Source organism: Paenibacillus sp. p3-SID1389, from assembly GCF_025151705.1.
GTDB lineage: Bacteria > Bacillota > Bacilli > Paenibacillales > Paenibacillaceae > Fontibacillus > Fontibacillus phoenicis.
This window is the reverse complement of sequence record NZ_JALXVO010000015.1, coordinates 1-17986: the sequence shown is the minus strand read 5'-3', so window position 1 is coordinate 17986 and position 17986 is coordinate 1. Positions and strand designations below refer to the sequence as shown.

At 51.6% G+C, this 17986-nt stretch carries 15 protein-coding genes; all 15 read right to left on the bottom strand.

Annotated features, from left to right (window positions below; translation table 11 throughout):
• Positions 1-46: 46 nt before the first annotated feature.
• Positions 47-472: a transcriptional regulator MntR gene (gene mntR / locus M3G15_RS08385; protein WP_009225761.1), complete on the bottom strand. Its 426-nt coding sequence runs from the start codon at positions 470-472 to the stop codon at positions 47-49.
• 130 nt (positions 473-602) lie between these two features.
• Entirely contained in the window at positions 603-1316 is a 714-nt protein-coding gene (locus M3G15_RS08380; protein ID WP_009225760.1) for a cytochrome c biogenesis CcdA family protein, read from the bottom strand.
• A 26-nt stretch (positions 1317-1342) separates the two neighbouring features.
• On the bottom strand, positions 1343-2146 hold the full coding sequence (locus M3G15_RS08375; protein ID WP_260070613.1) for a metal ABC transporter permease: 804 nt from the start codon (positions 2144-2146) through the stop codon (positions 1343-1345).
• Between the two features lie 12 nt (positions 2147-2158).
• Positions 2159-2920, bottom strand: coding sequence for a metal ABC transporter ATP-binding protein (locus M3G15_RS08370; RefSeq protein WP_260070612.1), 762 nt, complete (start codon positions 2918-2920; stop codon positions 2159-2161).
• 35 nt (positions 2921-2955) lie between these two features.
• Positions 2956-3954, bottom strand: a complete 999-nt coding sequence (locus tag M3G15_RS08365) for a metal ABC transporter substrate-binding protein (protein ID WP_260070611.1) — start codon at positions 3952-3954, stop codon at positions 2956-2958.
• A 183-nt stretch (positions 3955-4137) separates the two neighbouring features.
• Positions 4138-6159 carry a methionine--tRNA ligase gene (metG, locus tag M3G15_RS08360; protein ID WP_260070610.1) on the bottom strand — a complete coding sequence of 674 codons (2022 nt, stop codon included), beginning with the start codon at positions 6157-6159 and terminating at the stop codon, positions 4138-4140.
• Between the two features lie 413 nt (positions 6160-6572).
• A complete protein-coding gene (gene yidD, locus M3G15_RS08355) occupies positions 6573-6854 on the bottom strand; it encodes a membrane protein insertion efficiency factor YidD (RefSeq protein WP_028538267.1) in 282 nt (93 codons plus the stop codon).
• 1 nt (position 6855) lies between these two features.
• Positions 6856-7317 carry a Fur family transcriptional regulator gene (locus tag M3G15_RS08350; protein ID WP_016311681.1) on the bottom strand — a complete coding sequence of 154 codons (462 nt, stop codon included), beginning with the start codon at positions 7315-7317 and terminating at the stop codon, positions 6856-6858.
• 151 nt (positions 7318-7468) lie between these two features.
• Positions 7469-8752 carry a cellulase-like family protein gene (locus tag M3G15_RS08345; protein WP_036645275.1) on the bottom strand — a complete coding sequence of 428 codons (1284 nt, stop codon included), beginning with the start codon at positions 8750-8752 and terminating at the stop codon, positions 7469-7471.
• 52 nt (positions 8753-8804) lie between these two features.
• Entirely contained in the window at positions 8805-9608 is an 804-nt protein-coding gene (locus tag M3G15_RS08340) for a carbohydrate ABC transporter permease (protein ID WP_009225322.1), read from the bottom strand.
• Positions 9605-10543 carry a carbohydrate ABC transporter permease gene (locus tag M3G15_RS08335; protein WP_260070609.1) on the bottom strand — a complete coding sequence of 313 codons (939 nt, stop codon included), beginning with the start codon at positions 10541-10543 and terminating at the stop codon, positions 9605-9607. The genes M3G15_RS08340 and M3G15_RS08335 overlap by 4 nt, the downstream gene beginning before the upstream one ends.
• Positions 10544-10612: 69 nt before the next feature.
• A complete protein-coding gene (locus tag M3G15_RS08330) occupies positions 10613-12007 on the bottom strand; it encodes an ABC transporter substrate-binding protein (protein ID WP_009225320.1) in 1395 nt (464 codons plus the stop codon).
• A 75-nt stretch (positions 12008-12082) separates the two neighbouring features.
• Positions 12083-13846, bottom strand: coding sequence for a sensor histidine kinase (locus M3G15_RS08325; protein ID WP_260070608.1), 1764 nt, complete (start codon positions 13844-13846; stop codon positions 12083-12085).
• Complete coding sequence (locus M3G15_RS08320) at positions 13839-15431, bottom strand: response regulator transcription factor (protein WP_260070607.1); 1593 nt, start codon at positions 15429-15431, stop codon at positions 13839-13841. The genes M3G15_RS08325 and M3G15_RS08320 overlap by 8 nt, the downstream gene beginning before the upstream one ends.
• A gap of 153 nt (positions 15432-15584) precedes the next feature.
• Positions 15585-17777, bottom strand: coding sequence for a stalk domain-containing protein (locus M3G15_RS08315; RefSeq protein WP_260070606.1), 2193 nt, complete (start codon positions 17775-17777; stop codon positions 15585-15587).
• Positions 17778-17986: the final 209 nt, after the last annotated feature.

Sequence of the window (17986 nt, the reverse complement as noted above, 5' to 3'; positions counted from 1 at the left end):
ACAAAAAGAAGAAGCATCTGCCTTCACCGAAAGACAGATGCTTCTTCTACGATTCGTTGATCAGTTCCTGATGGACCTTTTCCAGGTCGCGTATCCGGTTGCTGTCCCGTTTGAAATATTCCACAAGCGTCGCAATTCGCGTGATGGAATCCCAGCTCAAATGATGTTCAATTCCTTCGACGTCTTTATAGATATTCTCGTGATCGACGCCGATCATCCCAAGAAACTCCTCCAGCAACTGATGCCGGTCTACGAGCCGTTTGCCGATTTTTTTCCCTTTATTGGTCAAAACAAGGCCCCGATATTTCTCGTAGATCAAGTATTCATCCTTGTCCAATTTCTGAATCATCTTCGTAACGGAGGAAGGATGAACCTCCAAACCTTCCGCGATATCGGACACGCGTGCGTATCCTTTCTCGTCGATCAGTTTGTAAATACGCTCCAAATAATCTTCCATACTGGGCGTTGGCATCTATCGATTCCCTCTTTTCCATGAGTTGACGCGGACAAACCTGTACGCATGTTAAACATTACTCTGTTAATGATACATGTTCTGATTGTCCGTTGGCAAGTGCACATCGGCACACTTTCCTTCGTCTCCCCTAGAACTTCAACCATTCAGGCGTAATTTGCTGCAGCCAAATCGTGATTTGGGCCATACGGTTCGTAAACAGCAGCACGCCCATCAGCAGCATCAGCGCGCCGCCGATTTTCATCATGATGGCGGAATAGCGGAGAATCCATTTTGTCGAACCGATAAAGAAAGCCAGGACAAAAAAAGGCAAGGCAAACCCAAGCGTATAGGCGGTGATCAGTCCAATCCAGGTTCCCGGCTCCGTTACGGCTAATGCGATAATCGCCGCCAGAATCGGGCCAACGCAAGGCGACCAGCCCGCGGAGAAGCCAATGCCAAAAATAAACGAACCGATGTATCCGGCCGGCTTGAATTTCAAATTCATTTTCCGTTCCTTTAGCAGAAACTGCGGCTGGAAGATCCCCATGAGAAACAAACCCATACAAATGATCAAAATGGCGGATAATTGCCGGATCAATCCGCGATATTGATTAAAAAATTCACCAAACAGACCGGCGCCGAAACCCAGCGTATAGAACACAACGGAGAAGCCGAGGATAAACGCCAGCGTATGCGTCATCGTCCGGAAGCGAACGTCCCGTTTGCTTTGCTCCGTCTTTAATTGCTGCACGGACATCCCGGTAATATATGACAGGTAAGACGGATATAAAGGCAGGCAGCAAGGCGAAATAAAGGAAGCGACCCCCGCGCCGAAGGCAATCCCGAGATGGATGTCAGCCATAAGTACCCCCTATGTACCCTTGCGGGCTAGGCAGAGAATCCCCGTTTGCCCAGCAAAGTAAGTATCAGCATGCAGATCAGCAGCAGCACAATCGTCGCGCCCGGAGCCAAATTCCAGACACCCGCCACAATCAATCCGGCTATGACCGCGATTTCCGCAATGATCACGGAGAATACCACGGACATTTTAAAGCTTCGGGCGATGAGCAGGCTACAGCCAGCAGGAATCGTCAGCAACGCCGAAACGAGCAAGGCGCCAACGATTTTGATGGCGGTGCTGATCACCAATGCCGTCATAACCGTCAGCAGCAGGTTCAGCAGCTTCACCGGAATCCCGCTTACCGAAGCGGCATCTTCCTCAAAGGTTAGCAGGAAAAATTCCTTGAAGAAGGCAACGACAACGATCACCACCACCAGGGTGACGCCAAAAGCTACATATAAATCTGTTGTATCCAGCGTATAAATGCTGCCAAACAGATAGCTGACCACATCCGTATTGTAACCCATCCCCAGCGTAAAGAACAGGGAGGCCAGCGCAACGCCCCCGGACATGATAATGGCAATCGACAGCTCGGCGTAGCCTCGATACGCTTTACGCAGCTTCTCGATGGCAAACGAGGCGACGACGGCAAAAGCGAGGCCAACCCCAACGGGATAGACCCCAAGCAAGAAACCTAAAGCCACCCCGGCGATAGTAACATGGGCCAGCGTATCACCGATCATCGAGAGACGACGCAGCACCAGAAAGATCCCGATCAAGGGTGCGGTCAATCCGATCAACAGGCCGCCAGCCAGCGCTCTTTGAAAAAAATCAGCGGATAATATCTCCAAAATAAACAACTCCTAAACCAACGAATGCTGCAGATCCGGGATCGCGCAGTCCTGCTCGTGCGAGTGGCGCACGTAAAATTTGATCGCCCCACACTGCTTGCGGGGTTCCTGGCCCAGCTTCCCTTCGATCATACCGATATCATGGGAGACCATCAGAAACGTCATGTGATGATGGGCGTGCATATGAAAAATCAATTCAAAAAAATCGGCTTGCGTCTGAGCATCAATGCCGACGGTGGGTTCGTCCAAAACGAGCAAATCGGGTTTGTTCACGAGCGCCCGCGCCAAAAATACCCGCTGCTGTTGGCCGCCGGAAAGCTGGCCGATGCGCTTATGTTGGATATCACCGATCCGCATCACTTCCAGCGCATCATCACACTTGCGCTGTTCCTCACGGCCGATCCGGCGGAACAGCTTCTTGTTATTGTATAGGCCGGACAACACCACTTCGCGGACCGTCGCCGGAAACAGGGGATTAAAGGCGTTCTTCTGCGGCACGTAGCCGATCCGCTCCCAATCGCGGAAGCGCCGGATCGGCTCGCCGAACAAGCGAATTTCCCCTTCGGTTGGCTGCAGCAGACCGACCATCATCCGCAGCAGCGTGGTTTTCCCCGCGCCATTGGAACCGATCACGCCTATAAAATCCCGCTCGCGGACGACAAAGCTGAAGTCGGAGATCACTTGTTGTTCCTGATACGCGAAGGAAACGTGGTCAAGCTCGATTACACTGTCATGACAAACGGCATCCTGTGCCGTAGTTGCGTCGGATTTCATTTACTTAGCGTCCTTCCGGTACATATAGTTTCTTCTTATTGTAGAGCTTGGATCAGATTTTGCAAATTTTTCTCCATCAACGTAAAGTAATTATCGCCAGCTTGGGCTTGGGCTTTCGTCAGTCCTTCCACGGGATTGAGCACCAGCGTATCCACACCAGCTTCGGAAGCCAGCGTCTTGGCTAGTTTATCCGAAACGAGCTCTTCGAAAAATACATAACGAATGCCCTTCTCCTTCACCAGCTTCGACAATGCCACCAAGTCCTGAGCCCGCGGCTCAGCCTCCGGTGACAGCCCCATAATCGCATGTTGGGTTAGTCCGTAATCCCGGCACAAGTAGCCAAATGCTTGGTGGGAAACCACAATTTCCTTCTTAGGCAGCGAGGATAATCGCTCGGTGAACTTGGCATCCAATGCCTGCAGTTGACCCAGCAGTTCCTGATACCGGGCTTCATAAGCCTCCTTGTGCTCCGGATCTACCTCGATATAGCTGTTCTTGATATTCTCCGCCATGATGATCGCGGATTTCGGGCTAACCCAGGTGTGCGGGTCCACTTGATTGGCCGCCGTTTCCTCCTCATGGTCCAAGTCTGTTTCCGCTTCATGCCCGGCTTCTTCGCCATGCCCGTGACCGTCATCGCCTTCCGCTTCGATCAAATCGATCCCTTGGCTGACTTCCACGGTTTTGACTTTGGCATCTGCACCTAGGCCCTTCAGAAAGTTCGGAACCCATCCCTCCAGCCCAGCGCCGTTATACAAAAACAGCTGAGCTTTGGACGCATTTAAAATATCCTGGCTGCGCGGTGTCCAATCATGCGGCTCAACGCCGGTCGGCAGCAAATTGATGACGTTCGCTTCTTCGCCGCCAATCGTCTTGGCAAATTCATAGATCGGATAAAAGCTGGTGATCACGTTCACTTTGCCTTCTACGATCGTTCCGCTGCTTGCGTTCTTCCCGCAGCCTGCTAGAACGAACAGTAACGTAAGCCCCGCGGCTGCTAAGACGAACCCTCGCTTAAATCTATGTATAAACATCAATAACTCCCTCTCTTAATCGTAATGATTACCAACAAGGATTATAGGACCCTCCTCTTGGAATGTCAACCTCTATTATTCTTCCTTGAAGTCGTGCACAACAAACAAAACCGCCAGAGGAAGGTTCCTCTGGCGGCCTAGATCGATTGCGCGTGCTGCACAATTCATGCTTATCCGTTTTGCTTATTTCACGATGGCGCCATTTGGCATCGTATCCGGCACCGTCGCCAGCGTCAGCTGATCGCCTTGCGAAGCGGCGAGGATCATGCCTTGCGACAGCTCGCCGCGCAGCTTCACCGGCTTCAGGTTCGTCACGCAAATCACTTTGCGTCCAACCAGCTCCTCCGGCTTGTAGAACTTGGCGATGCCCGACACGACCTGGCGCTGCTCATAGCCTAGATCCAGCTGCAGCTTCAGCAGCTTGTCGGCCTTCGGCACCGGCTCGCAGGCGAGCACCTGCGCGACCCGCAGCTCTACCTTGGCGAAATCGTCGATGCCGATTTCGTCCTTCGGCTCCGGCTTCTCCACTGCCGGTGCCGGCGTCGACGCCGAAGCGGCAGCCGGGGCGGCAGCCTCAGCCGCCGGCGTACCCCCGGTCATCGAGTTCGAAATAAACTCGATTTCCTGCTCTGCGTCGAGCCGCGGGAAGATCGGCTCGCCTTTGACGAGCTTCGTTCCGGCCGGGATCAGGCCAAACGTCTTGGCGCTCTCCCAGGTCGTCAGCTCCCCGGGAGCGATGCCGAGCTGCGCCCAGATCTTCGCCGGCGCCTGTGTCAGGAACGGCTGCAACAGGATCGAGGCGATGCGCAGCGACTCGGCCAGATGCGCCATGACCGAAGCGAGCTCGCCTTTCTTCGCTTCATCTTTGGCCAGCACCCACGGCTGCGTCTCATCGATGTATTTGTTCGTTCGGCTGATAAACGCCCCAATATGGGTGAGCGCCACGGAGAACCCCATGTTCTCCATAACCTCCTCTACCTTGCGGACCGTATCCAGCGCCGCTTGCTCCAGCTCCGCATCAAACGCCGTGGCGTTTGGCTCATAAGCCGGCACCTCGCCGCCAAAATATTTCTCCATCATCGCCACCGTACGGTTCAGCAGGTTGCCAAGGTCGTTGGCTAGATCGGAGTTCACCCGCTGTACGAAGCTTTCCGGCGTAAACGAACCGTCCGAACCGAACGGCACCTCACGCAGCAAATAATACCGGGTAGCATCAAGCCCGTAACGGTCGATCAGCACGTTTGGATCCACGACGTTGCCCTTGGATTTGGACATTTTCCCGCCCTTCATCAAGAGCCAGCCATGGCCAAACACCTTCTTCGGCAGCGGCAGCCCCAGCGCCATCAGCATAATCGGCCAGTAAATCGTATGGAAGCGCACGATTTCTTTCCCCACGAGATGAACGTCTGCCGGCCAATACCGCTCAAACAGCTCTTGATTGTCCGTACCGTAACCAAGGGCCGTGATGTAGTTGGACAACGCATCGATCCACACGTACACGACATGCTTCGGATCGCCTTTGACCTTCACGCCCCAGTCGAACGTTGTGCGCGAGACGGCCAAATCCTCCAGCCCCGGCTTGATGAAGTTGTTGATCATCTCATTCTTGCGGGACTCCGGCTGAATGAAGTCCGGGTTTTCCTCATAGAACTTCAGCAAACGATCCACATACTTGCTCATCCGGAAGAAATAACACTCTTCCTTCACCAGCTCTACCGCATGGCCGCTCTCCGGGCTTTTCCCGCCGATCACTTCGCCTTTTTCATTGCGGATGACATCCACCAGCTGCGATTCCGTATAATACGTCTCGTCAGGAATGCTGTACCAGCCTTCATATTCCCCTTTGTAAATATCCCCTTGCTTCAGCAAACGGTCAAAAATCGCCTCCACGACCTGCTTATGCCGCGGCTCCGTTGTGCGGATAAAGTCATCGTAGGAAATGTCCAGCTTCTCCCACAGCTGCTTGATCCCCGCCACGATCCCGTCTACGAACTGCTGCGGGGTTTGGCCTTTTTCCTTCGCTTTCTGCTCGATCTTCTGTCCGTGCTCATCCGTCCCCGTCAAATAGCGGACATCAAAGCCGCGCAGCCGCTTGTACCGCGCCATGGCATCCCCCGCCACCGTCGTATAGGCATGGCCGATATGCAGCTTATCGCTTGGATAATAGATCGGCGACGTAATGTAAAATGTTGGTTTGTTGGACATCGCGATTCATCTCCTTTTATTTCATGACAATACAACAAAAAAACTCCCGCCCCATATGGGGCGGGAGAGTTCTCACGCGTTACCACCCAATTTCCCCGCTCCTTCACAGGCTGCGGGCTCCGTTGGTCGAAATTCGACCGTCCGTTAACGCCGGACTCTACGCCATCTCCTTACCGAAGCGCTGCGCATAAAGCGCACGCTGCTCGGCTCAAAGACGGTTCCTCCCGGACCATATTCCAAAGACGCTCCAGACCGGTTTGCAGCTCCCCCGGCTCTCTGTGGCTGGATCCAATCCTTGTACTCATCCGTTCACTGGAAAGTATTGAGGTTGAGGTTGTTCATTTCAAACTTTATATTAAAAAAATTTCCAAACCGTGTCAAGCCGCGCTGGAGTTGGTCTCGCACAAATGCGATTAGGCTTGTCCGCCGCTCAGCGGAGGCGTGCCTTGCTCTCCCCCGCGCTTCTTCTCTACCTTAGGGGGAACCGGATCATAACCGCCCGGATGAAACGGCTGGCATTTCACGATCCGTTTGGCCGCCAGCCAAGACCCTTTCAGCGGGCCATGGACCTCAATCGCCTCCAAAGCATATGCCGAGCAGGTCGGATAAAACCTGCAGGTTGGCGGCTTGAGCGGCGAAATAAACTTGCGGTACACGTGGATCGGCGCCTGAAACGTTTTGCGGACGAGCCCCATCTCAGTGCACCTCGTGTTGCTCCGGCGCGGCATCCTGCGGCTTGCCGTCCGGCCGGCAATTTTTGCAATACCCAAATACCTCAAACTTATGCTTCACAACCTGGAACTGCTCCGGCGCATCGGTCAGCGGCATCGGGCAGAAATGAATCGGATACGTCTTCTCACATTGCAAGCAGATCATATGATGGTGATGATGCCCTTCACTGCTGCAGCTGGCTCGGAACTTCAAACCGTCCTCAAATACGACCTGCTCCAACACCCCCAGCTCCTCCATCACCCGGAGGTTCCGGTACACGGTATCAAAGCTAAGGCCGCTGTATTCCTTACCCATATATTCATAGACGTCCTTAGGGGTCAAATACCCGTCCCGCTCAGCGAACAGTTTGGCCAAGCTTTTGCGTTGGTCGGTAATCCGCAGTCCCCGGCTGGACATCACTTTTATAATCTCCTCGGTCGACAGCATGTGACATTCCTCCCGTCTGCACCTTCGTTCCATGCGTCTCTTCTAATAATGCCCCAAATTCACAGCAGCGTCAATTCGACGGGATCCAACTCCGCGAAACGTAAAAAAGCCCCTTTGCCTTAAAGAAGGCAAAAGAGCGTTAGCATCTATCTCAACTGTTCAAAATAAACCGGTTCCACTTCTGCTGCCAAGCGACGTCGGACCAAAAGGGATGATGAGGAGCGCAATTGGAGCAGAGCACCATGCCCCAAAAGCCGTGCTCCATCCCTTTTCGTATGGCGTATTCCGCAATAGCTTTGCCGATCGGACCTTCCTCAAATTGGGCGAACAGCGGCGTATAGCCGACATATCCTTCGCCTATAACAACCGGAATGTCGTGCTTCTCTGCCCAATCCGCGGTTTCCTGAAACCGTTCGTCCACCTTCTGCAGCATCGCCTGCTTATGTGCGCCGTAATGCTCATACAAGTATAAATCCCATTTCACCGGGTCGCACCAGTCATGGACGTACATCAGCTTTAGTCCGACCGGATTTTCATGCATTCGCCATTCCTCGCCGACGGGCAGCCGGTAGTCCTCAAACGGCGGAGCATCATCTCTTAGTAGAGATCGTACCAAAGCATTAGGAAATTTAATATTCGGATTACGGATCCCTGTCTCCTCCATCAACTGCTGCAATACGCCGTTAATATACATATGAAAATGGGCGACCTCCTCGTTACCCGGCACACTGTCTTTGGAATAGGGTTCGTTCAGCGTGTAGCAGCCGGTGATCCGAAGATCGGCATGCTGCTCTTGTAAATAGGCAAGCGCCTCCTCCACATAAGACTTCGTATACCGGATCAGCTTGCCAAGCTGCCGGGACGGGATACCCGCCTCCAACGCCATCTGACTCAACCGCCCAAACTCGATCTCATTATGCAATTCCACGTAAGCGATGCGGTCCCCAAGCCCAGCCGCTTTGACGAAGCGGATCAACTGATCCATCGACAAGGCCAAAGCCATAAATCGTTCCTGCGGCGGAATCGCCTGCAGCGCTTCGAATAGCTCCGGAGTTTTCAGGAAGCTTGGGCTCTGTTGATACTCCCAAGAAGATAGGATGATGAACATGTCATATTGCTTTGCCAGCGTGAACAGATTTAATAAATGCTGGTGACCATCGATTTCCGCACCACCCTTGCAATTATACCAGCGTGTCCTGACTCCCACTGAGCCAAGATTGGAGAAGGCCAATCGCCCATGGCGCGGGCCGTCCGCCTTAAACAACAGGCAGGGCATCGCGCAGATGCGAATCGTATTGTAGCCCCTTTCCACCGCCTCCTTGAAGCATTGCTCCAAATCGTGAAACGGCTCACCCGGCATCGTCATCGTATACCAGGAGAAATCCCACATCGTTATGGTCAGTTTGCGGGGAAGATGCGTGCTGATCTTGTACATTCGATTCACCTCTTAGATTAGAAGCTTGATTCCGACGGTTCCGCTTTGCCCCTTATCCCTTCACGGCCCCTGAGGTAATCCCTTTAATGAATGAGCGGCTGCCAAACAGGAAGATGATCAGAACAGGCAGTGTCGACAACCCCAGCGCCGCCATTCGGGCACCATAATCGGTCCGGTGGACAAACCCCAGCGTTGAAACAAACAGCGGGATCGTATAGTTATCGCTGTTATTGATCGTAACTAACGGCAGCAAGTAGTTGTTCCATGACCAGAGAAACACCAGCGTCGCCAACGTGGCCAGCCCCGGCTTAATTAACGGGATAACGATGTTAAAGAAGATTCGCGGCTCCGATGCCCCGTCGATCCTCGCGCATTCGATGACTTCATTTGGCACCGTGTCCTTGATAAACTGCACCATGAAAAAAGCGCCAAACGACCACGCGCTCCAAACCAGAATGACGGAGAGAAGCGTATTGCCGAACCCCAGCGTTCTCATCTCGATGACGTAGCCAATCAAGCCAACCTGGCTGGGGACCATCATCGTAATGATAATGAAATAGCGAAGAAAGCTCCTCAGCTTAAATTGGTATTTAGCTACCGCATAACCGATCATCGTAGCGGTGAAAACGCCGATAAAAACTGCGGATACCGAAACGATCATACTGTTCAAGTAAACCTGTACGAAGTTGGTCTTAAACACGGTTTTCAAGTTTTCCAGCAAATAATCGGAAGGAATCAACGGCAGGCCTTTGAAAATGTCTTCAGAATAATACGTCGACATCATCAACATCACATAAAAAGGGAACAGCGAAGCGAGGGTAACTAGGCTGAGAAACGCCCATTTTACGATCTTCATTCCTGATCCCCCTTCCCCATGGAGAGCTTATAGCTGGCGATTGAGAAAACAACGATCAGCATGAACAAGGCATAAGCGATCGTCGCACCATACCCAAAACGAACATTCATAAACGAATCGTTGACGAACTTCCAGATGATCGTCAGCGCCGCATTGTCCGGTCCGCCAACCTGGCTAGCCGTCCAGCCGCCGTACAACAGCTTCGGCTCGTCAAACAACTGCAGGCTTCCGATGATTGAAGTAACAATGAGGAACACGGAGATATTTCTAAGCAGCGGCAGCGTGATGCGGGTGAAGGTATGAAGCGCTGTTGCTCCATCCACCTTCGCTGCCTCGTAGACATCTTGGGAAATGGCCGTCATCCCCGCTAAATAGATTGCGATAAAGTAACCCAAATTCCGCCACACGATCATAATTGCGATGATGATCCGGGACAGCCAGGGGTCCTGTAACCAGTAGATCCCGTCCTTAAGCAAGCCCATCTTTACGAATAAGGCGTTGATGATCCCTGTCTGCCAGTCAAACATAAAGGAGAAAATGAAGCCTATGGCGACAGGCGTAGTAATATAAGGCAGAAAATTCGCCGTTTGAAAAAACATACGCCCGTTGACCATGTTAAAAATGAGATAAGCCAGAAGCATGCCGGATAAGATCAGGGCCGGTAACGACATCAGCATGATGACGACCGTGTTGTAAATCGATTTGTAAAACAACGGATCTTTTGTAAACAGCGTCACATAATTGCTGAATCCGACAAACCGTTTCTCGCTGACACCGTTCCACTCGTGAAAACTGAGGAAAAACGAATATACGACCGGATAAAACTGAAACGCCAAATACAGAAGCACGAACGGAAGCGAAAACAAGTATGGCCACAGCCGAAGTCCAAGCCGCTTCCTCGGCTTGCTGTTGACGACCGTTTGGGCATTCATCATGGTTGGTCCCCCTTTCAGGAATCAGTTGGGGTGAGAAACGAGACGCTCTCACCCCGGCAATCCTCCCGATTAGTTAATCGTTGCCTCAGGGGCCTGATTTTTGACAGCTTCCTTGAATTGCTCCAGAGCGCCGTCCACACCGATGCTCGTATCCTTCATCCACAGCGGGAATAGCGAATTAAACGCCGTCTGCACAATCGAATCGTATTTCGTTTGGGTCGATCCCGTCACTTCTGGCACGATGTCGTCGTAGAACGTCAAGCTCAGGTTTTGATTAAAGAACTGATCCAGCTCGGTTCCTGCCTCAAGCCAATCGCGATGCTCTTCGAAGAAGCTCTTGATCCCTGGCATATTCCCCAGCTTCTTGTAGTTCGTTTCCATTCCTTCGGTGGACAAATAACAGAAGTAAATGTAAGCCCAGGCCGCTTCCTTGTTCTTGCTGTTCTTATAGACACTGACAGAGGTTCCTCCGTACGTGAAGCCGCCTTCAGGCGCGGCCATCAAGCCCCAACGCCCGATGCCGTCCGGATCATTAGCCTGCACATTCCATTTGGGACTCCACGGCGCCATCGGGTAGAAAATATTATCACCTTTCGCAAACGACGCGTTCCATCCCGGGGTATACCCCTCATATTTGCCAAGAATCCCGGCGTCCCGCATGGCGAACAGCTTCTCGAACGGCGCCTTCATTCGCTCCGTCAGCTCAATCGTGGATCCATTAATGTATGGCTGTTCGGTTTGCCCTTTCAACACGCGGTAGGCGTCGTCGAAACTGGCGATCATCGTAACCGCACCGCCGCTTTTTTGTTTGACTTCGATCCCTTTTTGGATGAAGGCATTCCAATCCGGCAACAGCTTGGACAATTCGTTTGGATCGTCGGTGCCCAGGTATTCCTTGGCCAGGTCTCTCCGGTACCCGAGTCCAGCCGGTGTAATCGATTGATCGACGCCAACCAGCTCGCCTTTGGTGTTCGAGAGAAGCGGCGGCAAATAATCCAGCAGCTGGTCCTTGGAGAAGTGATAAGGAGCTTGCTCCAGATTGTCGAGCACATCGAGATCAAACAACTGCCCGCGGAAGTTCATTTCGCCCAATATGACATCAGGCACCTCAGAGCCGGATGCAATCCCGCTTTGCAGCTTTTGCATATAATCGTTATTGTTGACGACGGTGTATTTCACTTTGATATTCGGGAAGACTTTGTTGAATTCCGGCACCATCGTGGTCAGGAAGGCTTCATCCCAATCCCATACGACGATTTCTCCTTCAATGTTTGTGGGAATCCCGCCGAGTGAAGGAGCTTCCCCTTCGGCGTTGGACGAAGTCCCACCCGAATTCGACGGTGGCTCACTTGTGTTCCGATTGGCGGCAGAATCATTCTTCGCGCAACCAGCCAATACCGCCGCGATCATCATCGCCAACACCAAGAGCGTCACCCAACTCTTTTTCAGACGCTTGTTCTTCATATTTAACCCCTCCCACAGTCCGTTTGTATCCGCTTACACCGTGATCTTATCATCGCTAGCGATGGGGTTAAAATCTCACAACCCGGTTATTTTACGCATAAATCGGCTGTCTTCCGCGGTGGAGTCCCCGTCCTCGATGGTCAAAGGGAGGCGAATCCTTACTTCCGTTCCCTCGCCCGGAAAGCTCTTGATCTCGAGGCCTGCCTGCACACCATAGTGAAAATTCAGGCGTTCGCGAATATTTGTAAGTCCGATTCCCGTGGAGGCATTCTGGATTGGCGGTACCGTTTGGGATGTGCTGATACCGATGCCGTTGTCGCGGACGGACACCTCGATAAACCGATCCGATCTCCGTGCAGAGATCCCAATCCAACCTTGCCGTTCGGATGGGAATATCCCATGATAAAGCGCGTTTTCAATAAGCGGCTGCAGCATCATCCTTAGGACCATGCAGGGCAAAAGCTCTTCCTGAATGTCCCATTCGATTCGAAAACGTCCGGGATAACGGCAGTCCTGGATGGCAGCGTATTTATTCACCAGTTCTATTTCATCCTCCAGGGTCGTAAACCAGGCATCATCGCCGATTTTGATCGTGTTTTGCAAGAGATGGATCAACGAGGCGGTCATGTCGGCCACCTCCTTCGTCCGCCCTGCATGTGCTAAATAAATTACGGTATTTAACGTGTTATAAATAAAATGAGGGTTCATCTGCGACAACAAGAGCTGGATCTGCATGTTGCGTTTTTCCTTCTGTTCTTGCACGAGCGATTCGATCAGCGATTTCAAATCCTTCATCATCCGGTTAAATCCAAGCCCCAGCAGCTCCATTTCGTCTCCGCTTCGGATCTGCAATTCGATATTCAAATCGCCTGCGGACACCCGTTTCATCGCTCGGACCAGCTTCGAGATCGGCCGGGTCAGTTGCACGAGCAGAGGAAGCAGGATCATCATCACCACGATGAGGCTTACGGCCACAATCAGCGTGTAAAAGAGCAACAGCTTGTTAACCCGCTCGTACAAGCGTGATTTGGAGATCACCGCAACTTGTCTCCAGTCCTCCTCCACGGAATCATCAACAATTTCGATATATTTTCCCCCTTCCGAATCGGTATCGGTCCAACGAGTCTCTCCGGGGTTGCTGTCGAACAATGGAACGCCGTCCTGATTTAGTAGAAGCAGACGTTCGAAATCCTTATTGCTCTGTTCAAATAAGCTCGCCAGATCTTTTTGATTGAAATCCAGCACGAGGTAATACCGCTCGTCGCCATCGTCCTTAAAGTTCCTGTAATTTACGACATAACTGATCACCTGTTGCCGACGGTTGAGAAAAATAAAATCATGCGGATCCGAAAAACGCGATTCGCTGCGTCCCATCCGGTAATCGACAAACCAAGCCTGATTCAGATAGTCTTTGTAGTAGCTGTCATACCCTTGGTAATTGGAAAACACCTCGCCGTCCGGCCGGATAATCATCACGTTTAACAAGCTAGAGTTCATCACGGGAAACAGCTTCAGCTTCTCTCTAACCTTATTTTTCTTGAAGTAGCTCTGCTCGTACGTATCGTTTGGATCTTTGACCATCAACGCATTCACCTCGGAATCGCTGATGATATATTCCGCGGTTTCACGTAATTGCTCCTGCATACGATTGATGAAAGAAGATGTCTGTTCCAGTTTCGTCGTATTGTCTCGGACGGCTTGTTCCCGCATAATATCCTTGACATACGAATAAGTGACCCAACTGCTGGCCAATAGTGACGAGGATAGGATCAGAGCGCATACGGCAATAATTTTGGTGCGGATCCGAGCACGCATTTTAAATCCGGATAAGTTACTCATCGTGATATTGCTTCCTTTCCGAATACTCCAGAGGATGCTGTCCGGTCACACGTTGAAACACTTTACTGAAATAATGGCTATTGCGGTAACCCACTTTTTCCGCCACCTCATACAACTTGTATTGCCCTGTCGCCAAGTAACGCTTGGCTTTCTCCATGCGAACCTCCGTTAAATAGTCCAGGATCGTACGGCCGGTTTCGTTTTTGAAGCAATGCCGCAAATGATCGCCGCTGATTGCGAGATGCGCGGCAATTTGTTCGGTGCTTAAATCTTTGGCATAATGCCCGTTAATGTATTGGATCGCTTTCCTGACCTTCGCTGAATAGACGTCCCTGTGCTCGTCCTCCATCGCGGCTCGGAACTGTTTTTTAAACCAACGCGCAATGCCGGACACCGAAGTCCAATCATCAGAACCCTCAATATCCCTATACGGTTCATCGCGAAAAGCAGACCTTCCCTTGCTCATGCGAAGCCGATCCAGCTCCTTGGACAATTCATTACAGAGCATCCGCAATTCCTCAAGTCGGGCCATTTTCTTGACGAGGGTAAACATGGCGTCGATCTCCTCTTCGACTTCGGCAAGGCGATGCTCCTCCGTATAATGACGTAGTCGGTGGATCCACGCTTCCCAATCTGTCTCTTGGCTATCCGCTGCTGAGATGGTGCCTTCCTTTTCTTCGGAATACATCAGCACGCTGTCCATCCCAGTAAAAATACGCAGATCCAGCGCCCTATCCGCCCACGCCGCGGCAGCGAACAGCCCCGTTGCCTCCTGAAACACGGACGAGCACGCGACGGATACCGTTCCCCCTATAGAAGAAACATGCTCGGAATACGCTTGTTTCAAATGCGCGCTCCACTGAAAAAGTTCCTCATGCAGCTGCCTTCGGCTGACCATGCCGTCAAATCCAAGCAAAACGCCGATCCGGGTTCCCTCCGCCGCAATGGTAAACGTCTCAATCCAACGATATTTCGTTCCGTCCTCGGCCTCCCATGGCATCTGAATCCCCGTATCTCGTGTGACCATAGGTCGACCCACAGCCGGATAAGGGGTATCGAACTCTAAAGCGATGTACACATACTGGGATCCAAACGAGGCCATATAGTTAGCAAGCGCTTTCAATTCTTCGTTTGAAAGTTCTTTTCCTGCCTTCGCCTGCTCAAGCAATGTCTTGCTCATTTTTCTTTGGATTGCCTTATCCTTATCGATGGTATCCCGGAGCTTCTCCAGTTCCAGCGTTAAGGTCTCCGGCGTTAATTCGTGCTTGACCCAGTAATCATGTACGCCAATCCGCAGTGACCGTTTTACGTATTCGAATTCCTTATAGGAGGTAAGAATCACGATCTTGGCTTGACTCCCGGCTTCCGCCAGCCTCTCGCTCAGGATCAAGCCATCCATGCCAGGCATCCGAATATCCACAAAAATCAGATCCGGTTTCAGCTTGGCCGCCAATTCCAACCCTTTCCGCGGATGAACGGTTTCTCCGGCTACGGTAAACCCTAGGTCTTCCCAATGGACCAAACGCTTCAAGTGCTCGATGGCCAAAATCTCATCGTCGACAATCATCACCTTCAGGTGGTTCATAATTACCCCCTCCTTTTCCTTGCTTTCTTTCAACTTACAGGAGAAAGCGAATTCGCACAATTGATTTCATGCGCAACTTGATGGAGGATCTACTGATTTTGGACGCAAAAAAAGCACGGCGCTCTCGCGCCGTGCTTTAAAGTACATTTCTGTTTATTCGCTCTTCTTCTCCGGCAATTGCTGGAACAGCAGGTTGACGGACAAGTTGCTGCCCGGAGCTGCCGTGAAGACCAGATCTACAGTTTGCTCGCGCTCACCGGTGCGGAACAATACCGCGTTCTCGTTAGGCGCACTAAGTGAGCCGGAGGATGGTAAGCTGACAATATTTCCGTTGACCATAATTCCGCCCATATAATGGCCGCCGCGCGGGTTAAACGTGATCAGCGTGTTAGGCGCAACCCGATACAGCTTCACCTTGTAGAGAACGCCGAAGTTTCCGGCATTCATGCGATACTCTCCGGTTGGACCATCGTATCCGATCAGGAATGGATCGCTGGAGTTGTCGCCGATGAGCAACCGGGACGGCGTATTGCCGATCAGCTCGGTCACTTCAATATTGCGAGTGGCTTCCATATAAGTGCCGCGGTTATGGATATCAGGCTTTAAGACACTGAGATAAGGCAACGTCTTAAATGGATCTTGATCCTGATCAACCATCATGACGGTATAATTTAAGGTATGATCGCTATACAAATCCGCAAACAGGGAGATGACATCCCCTTGCTTCATCGCCGTAGCGCTCAGCTCATTCAGGATAATCTTGCTTTCTCCAGGAGCAAACCAAGTATCCTTATATTTGCTACCGGTTTGCATCGATTCGTAATAGCGCATGACCGAAGCCTTCCCCGCAGCTGTTGCATAACTGCTTGGACCGCCAAATCCAAGGTTGCTTTGAGTCAAACGCGTCGTTTCGCTATTGTTGTTCGTGGCGATGACGTACATTTTCACCGGTTTCCCGGTCGAATTGGCGTGGTGGATCATGAAGCGCGTATTCCCAATCGCCGATTCCTTATACAGAATCCCTTTGGAATACACCGTTTCCGGGCTGTTGCTGCGGATCAACGTGACCGCATCGGAAGTGAAGGCGTATCGGATTCGCTCCCAGCTTGGCACCTGGGTCCCGTCAAACGTATATTCTTCCCCGACCGGAATAAACAGCTTATTAAATTCGTCCCGCGTGTAGAGCGTCTCGTTCGTAATCGTAATCGTCTTCTCCACGGTCGAGTACAATCCAAATTTATTGACAACCTTCAGGCGGATCGTCATCTGGCCCGGGGTGAAGAACGCCATCTCTTTATTTTCCCAAATGCGCTCGGTGATGCCCACTTCATCCGTACTGAGGTCGGTATACGTGATCAATTCACCCATTTTGTAGGTGTCTTTGTCTGTCGTAAAATTCGCCACCGGCGGTGTATGCGGCTTGTCTACATGAATCGTCAGCGTAAACGGATTACTCCACTGGCCGCTGGAATCCTGCACCCGGTAAGTTACGGTGTAATCCCCCGGCGTCATGAAGACATCCTGGCGTCCAATCCATTCCTCGTTCACGATCGGTAGCCCGATTGGCGAAGTCGCATTGGTGATATATTGAACCTGTGTTTCCCCGGCGATGACTTCTTTGTTGCCGATGCTAAACGAAGCGACCGGCAGCGTGTTCAAATTCACGATCACCCGTTTGCCAACCGCATCATAGGAATACGAGATGTTTAACGCCTTCGTGATCGCCGTTAACGGCACCATGAAGTTGTTTTGCGCAGAATAGGATTTCCCCCGCATCGTCTGCGTCACACCGTTAACCTTATAATAAGTCGTATTCAGCTTAAACCGCAGCTCGTCGTTGCCTCGTTTAATGATCGTTTCTTTCGTTGTATTGTCAAAAGACAGCTGGAATCCTGCACGCTCCACAATGGCCCGGATAGATATGTAAGATACGCCGTCTTTCACTTCCATCGGATAACCGGCAAGGTATTCCTTCCCGTTCTGATACATCTTCTTGCTGTTCACCATCAGAATCAGTTGGCCGGAGTTGCTTTGGCTCTGCATGCTTGGGTCTGCAGGCGTCGTCACCGGACTTGTTGGCGGTACCGTTTCATCTCCGGTTTCCGTCCCTTCCTGACCCTCTTCTGGAACCGTCTCTCCTGTCGTTCCATCGTTTGTTCCTTGATCTGCAGGCAGATCGCCAGGCTGCACCACATCGGTTGTTGTCCCGTTCACTTCTAACTGTTGTGTTCCGGTCTGTGGTTCCAGACCGTTTCCTTGCCCGATTTCCTCCGCGCTGGCTGGAAGCACCATAGCCACTTGCGATGCGACCAACATCGTGGTGATCAACAATCTCTTAAATTTCATGCCTTAACTCCCTTACTCTCCCATTTTGTGTTACTCCCTTTAACTCACACTGTATTAAACGCATGGATAAAAGAAAAGTTGCTGACAAATCAAAACAATATATTAGCAAACTCCGTCGTTCGTTGCCCGATTTTTCTTATTTTTTGACAAATCTCCGTAAGAAAAACGTCTGTCGACGTACATTCAAAGTAGACAGACCGCGTTTAGCG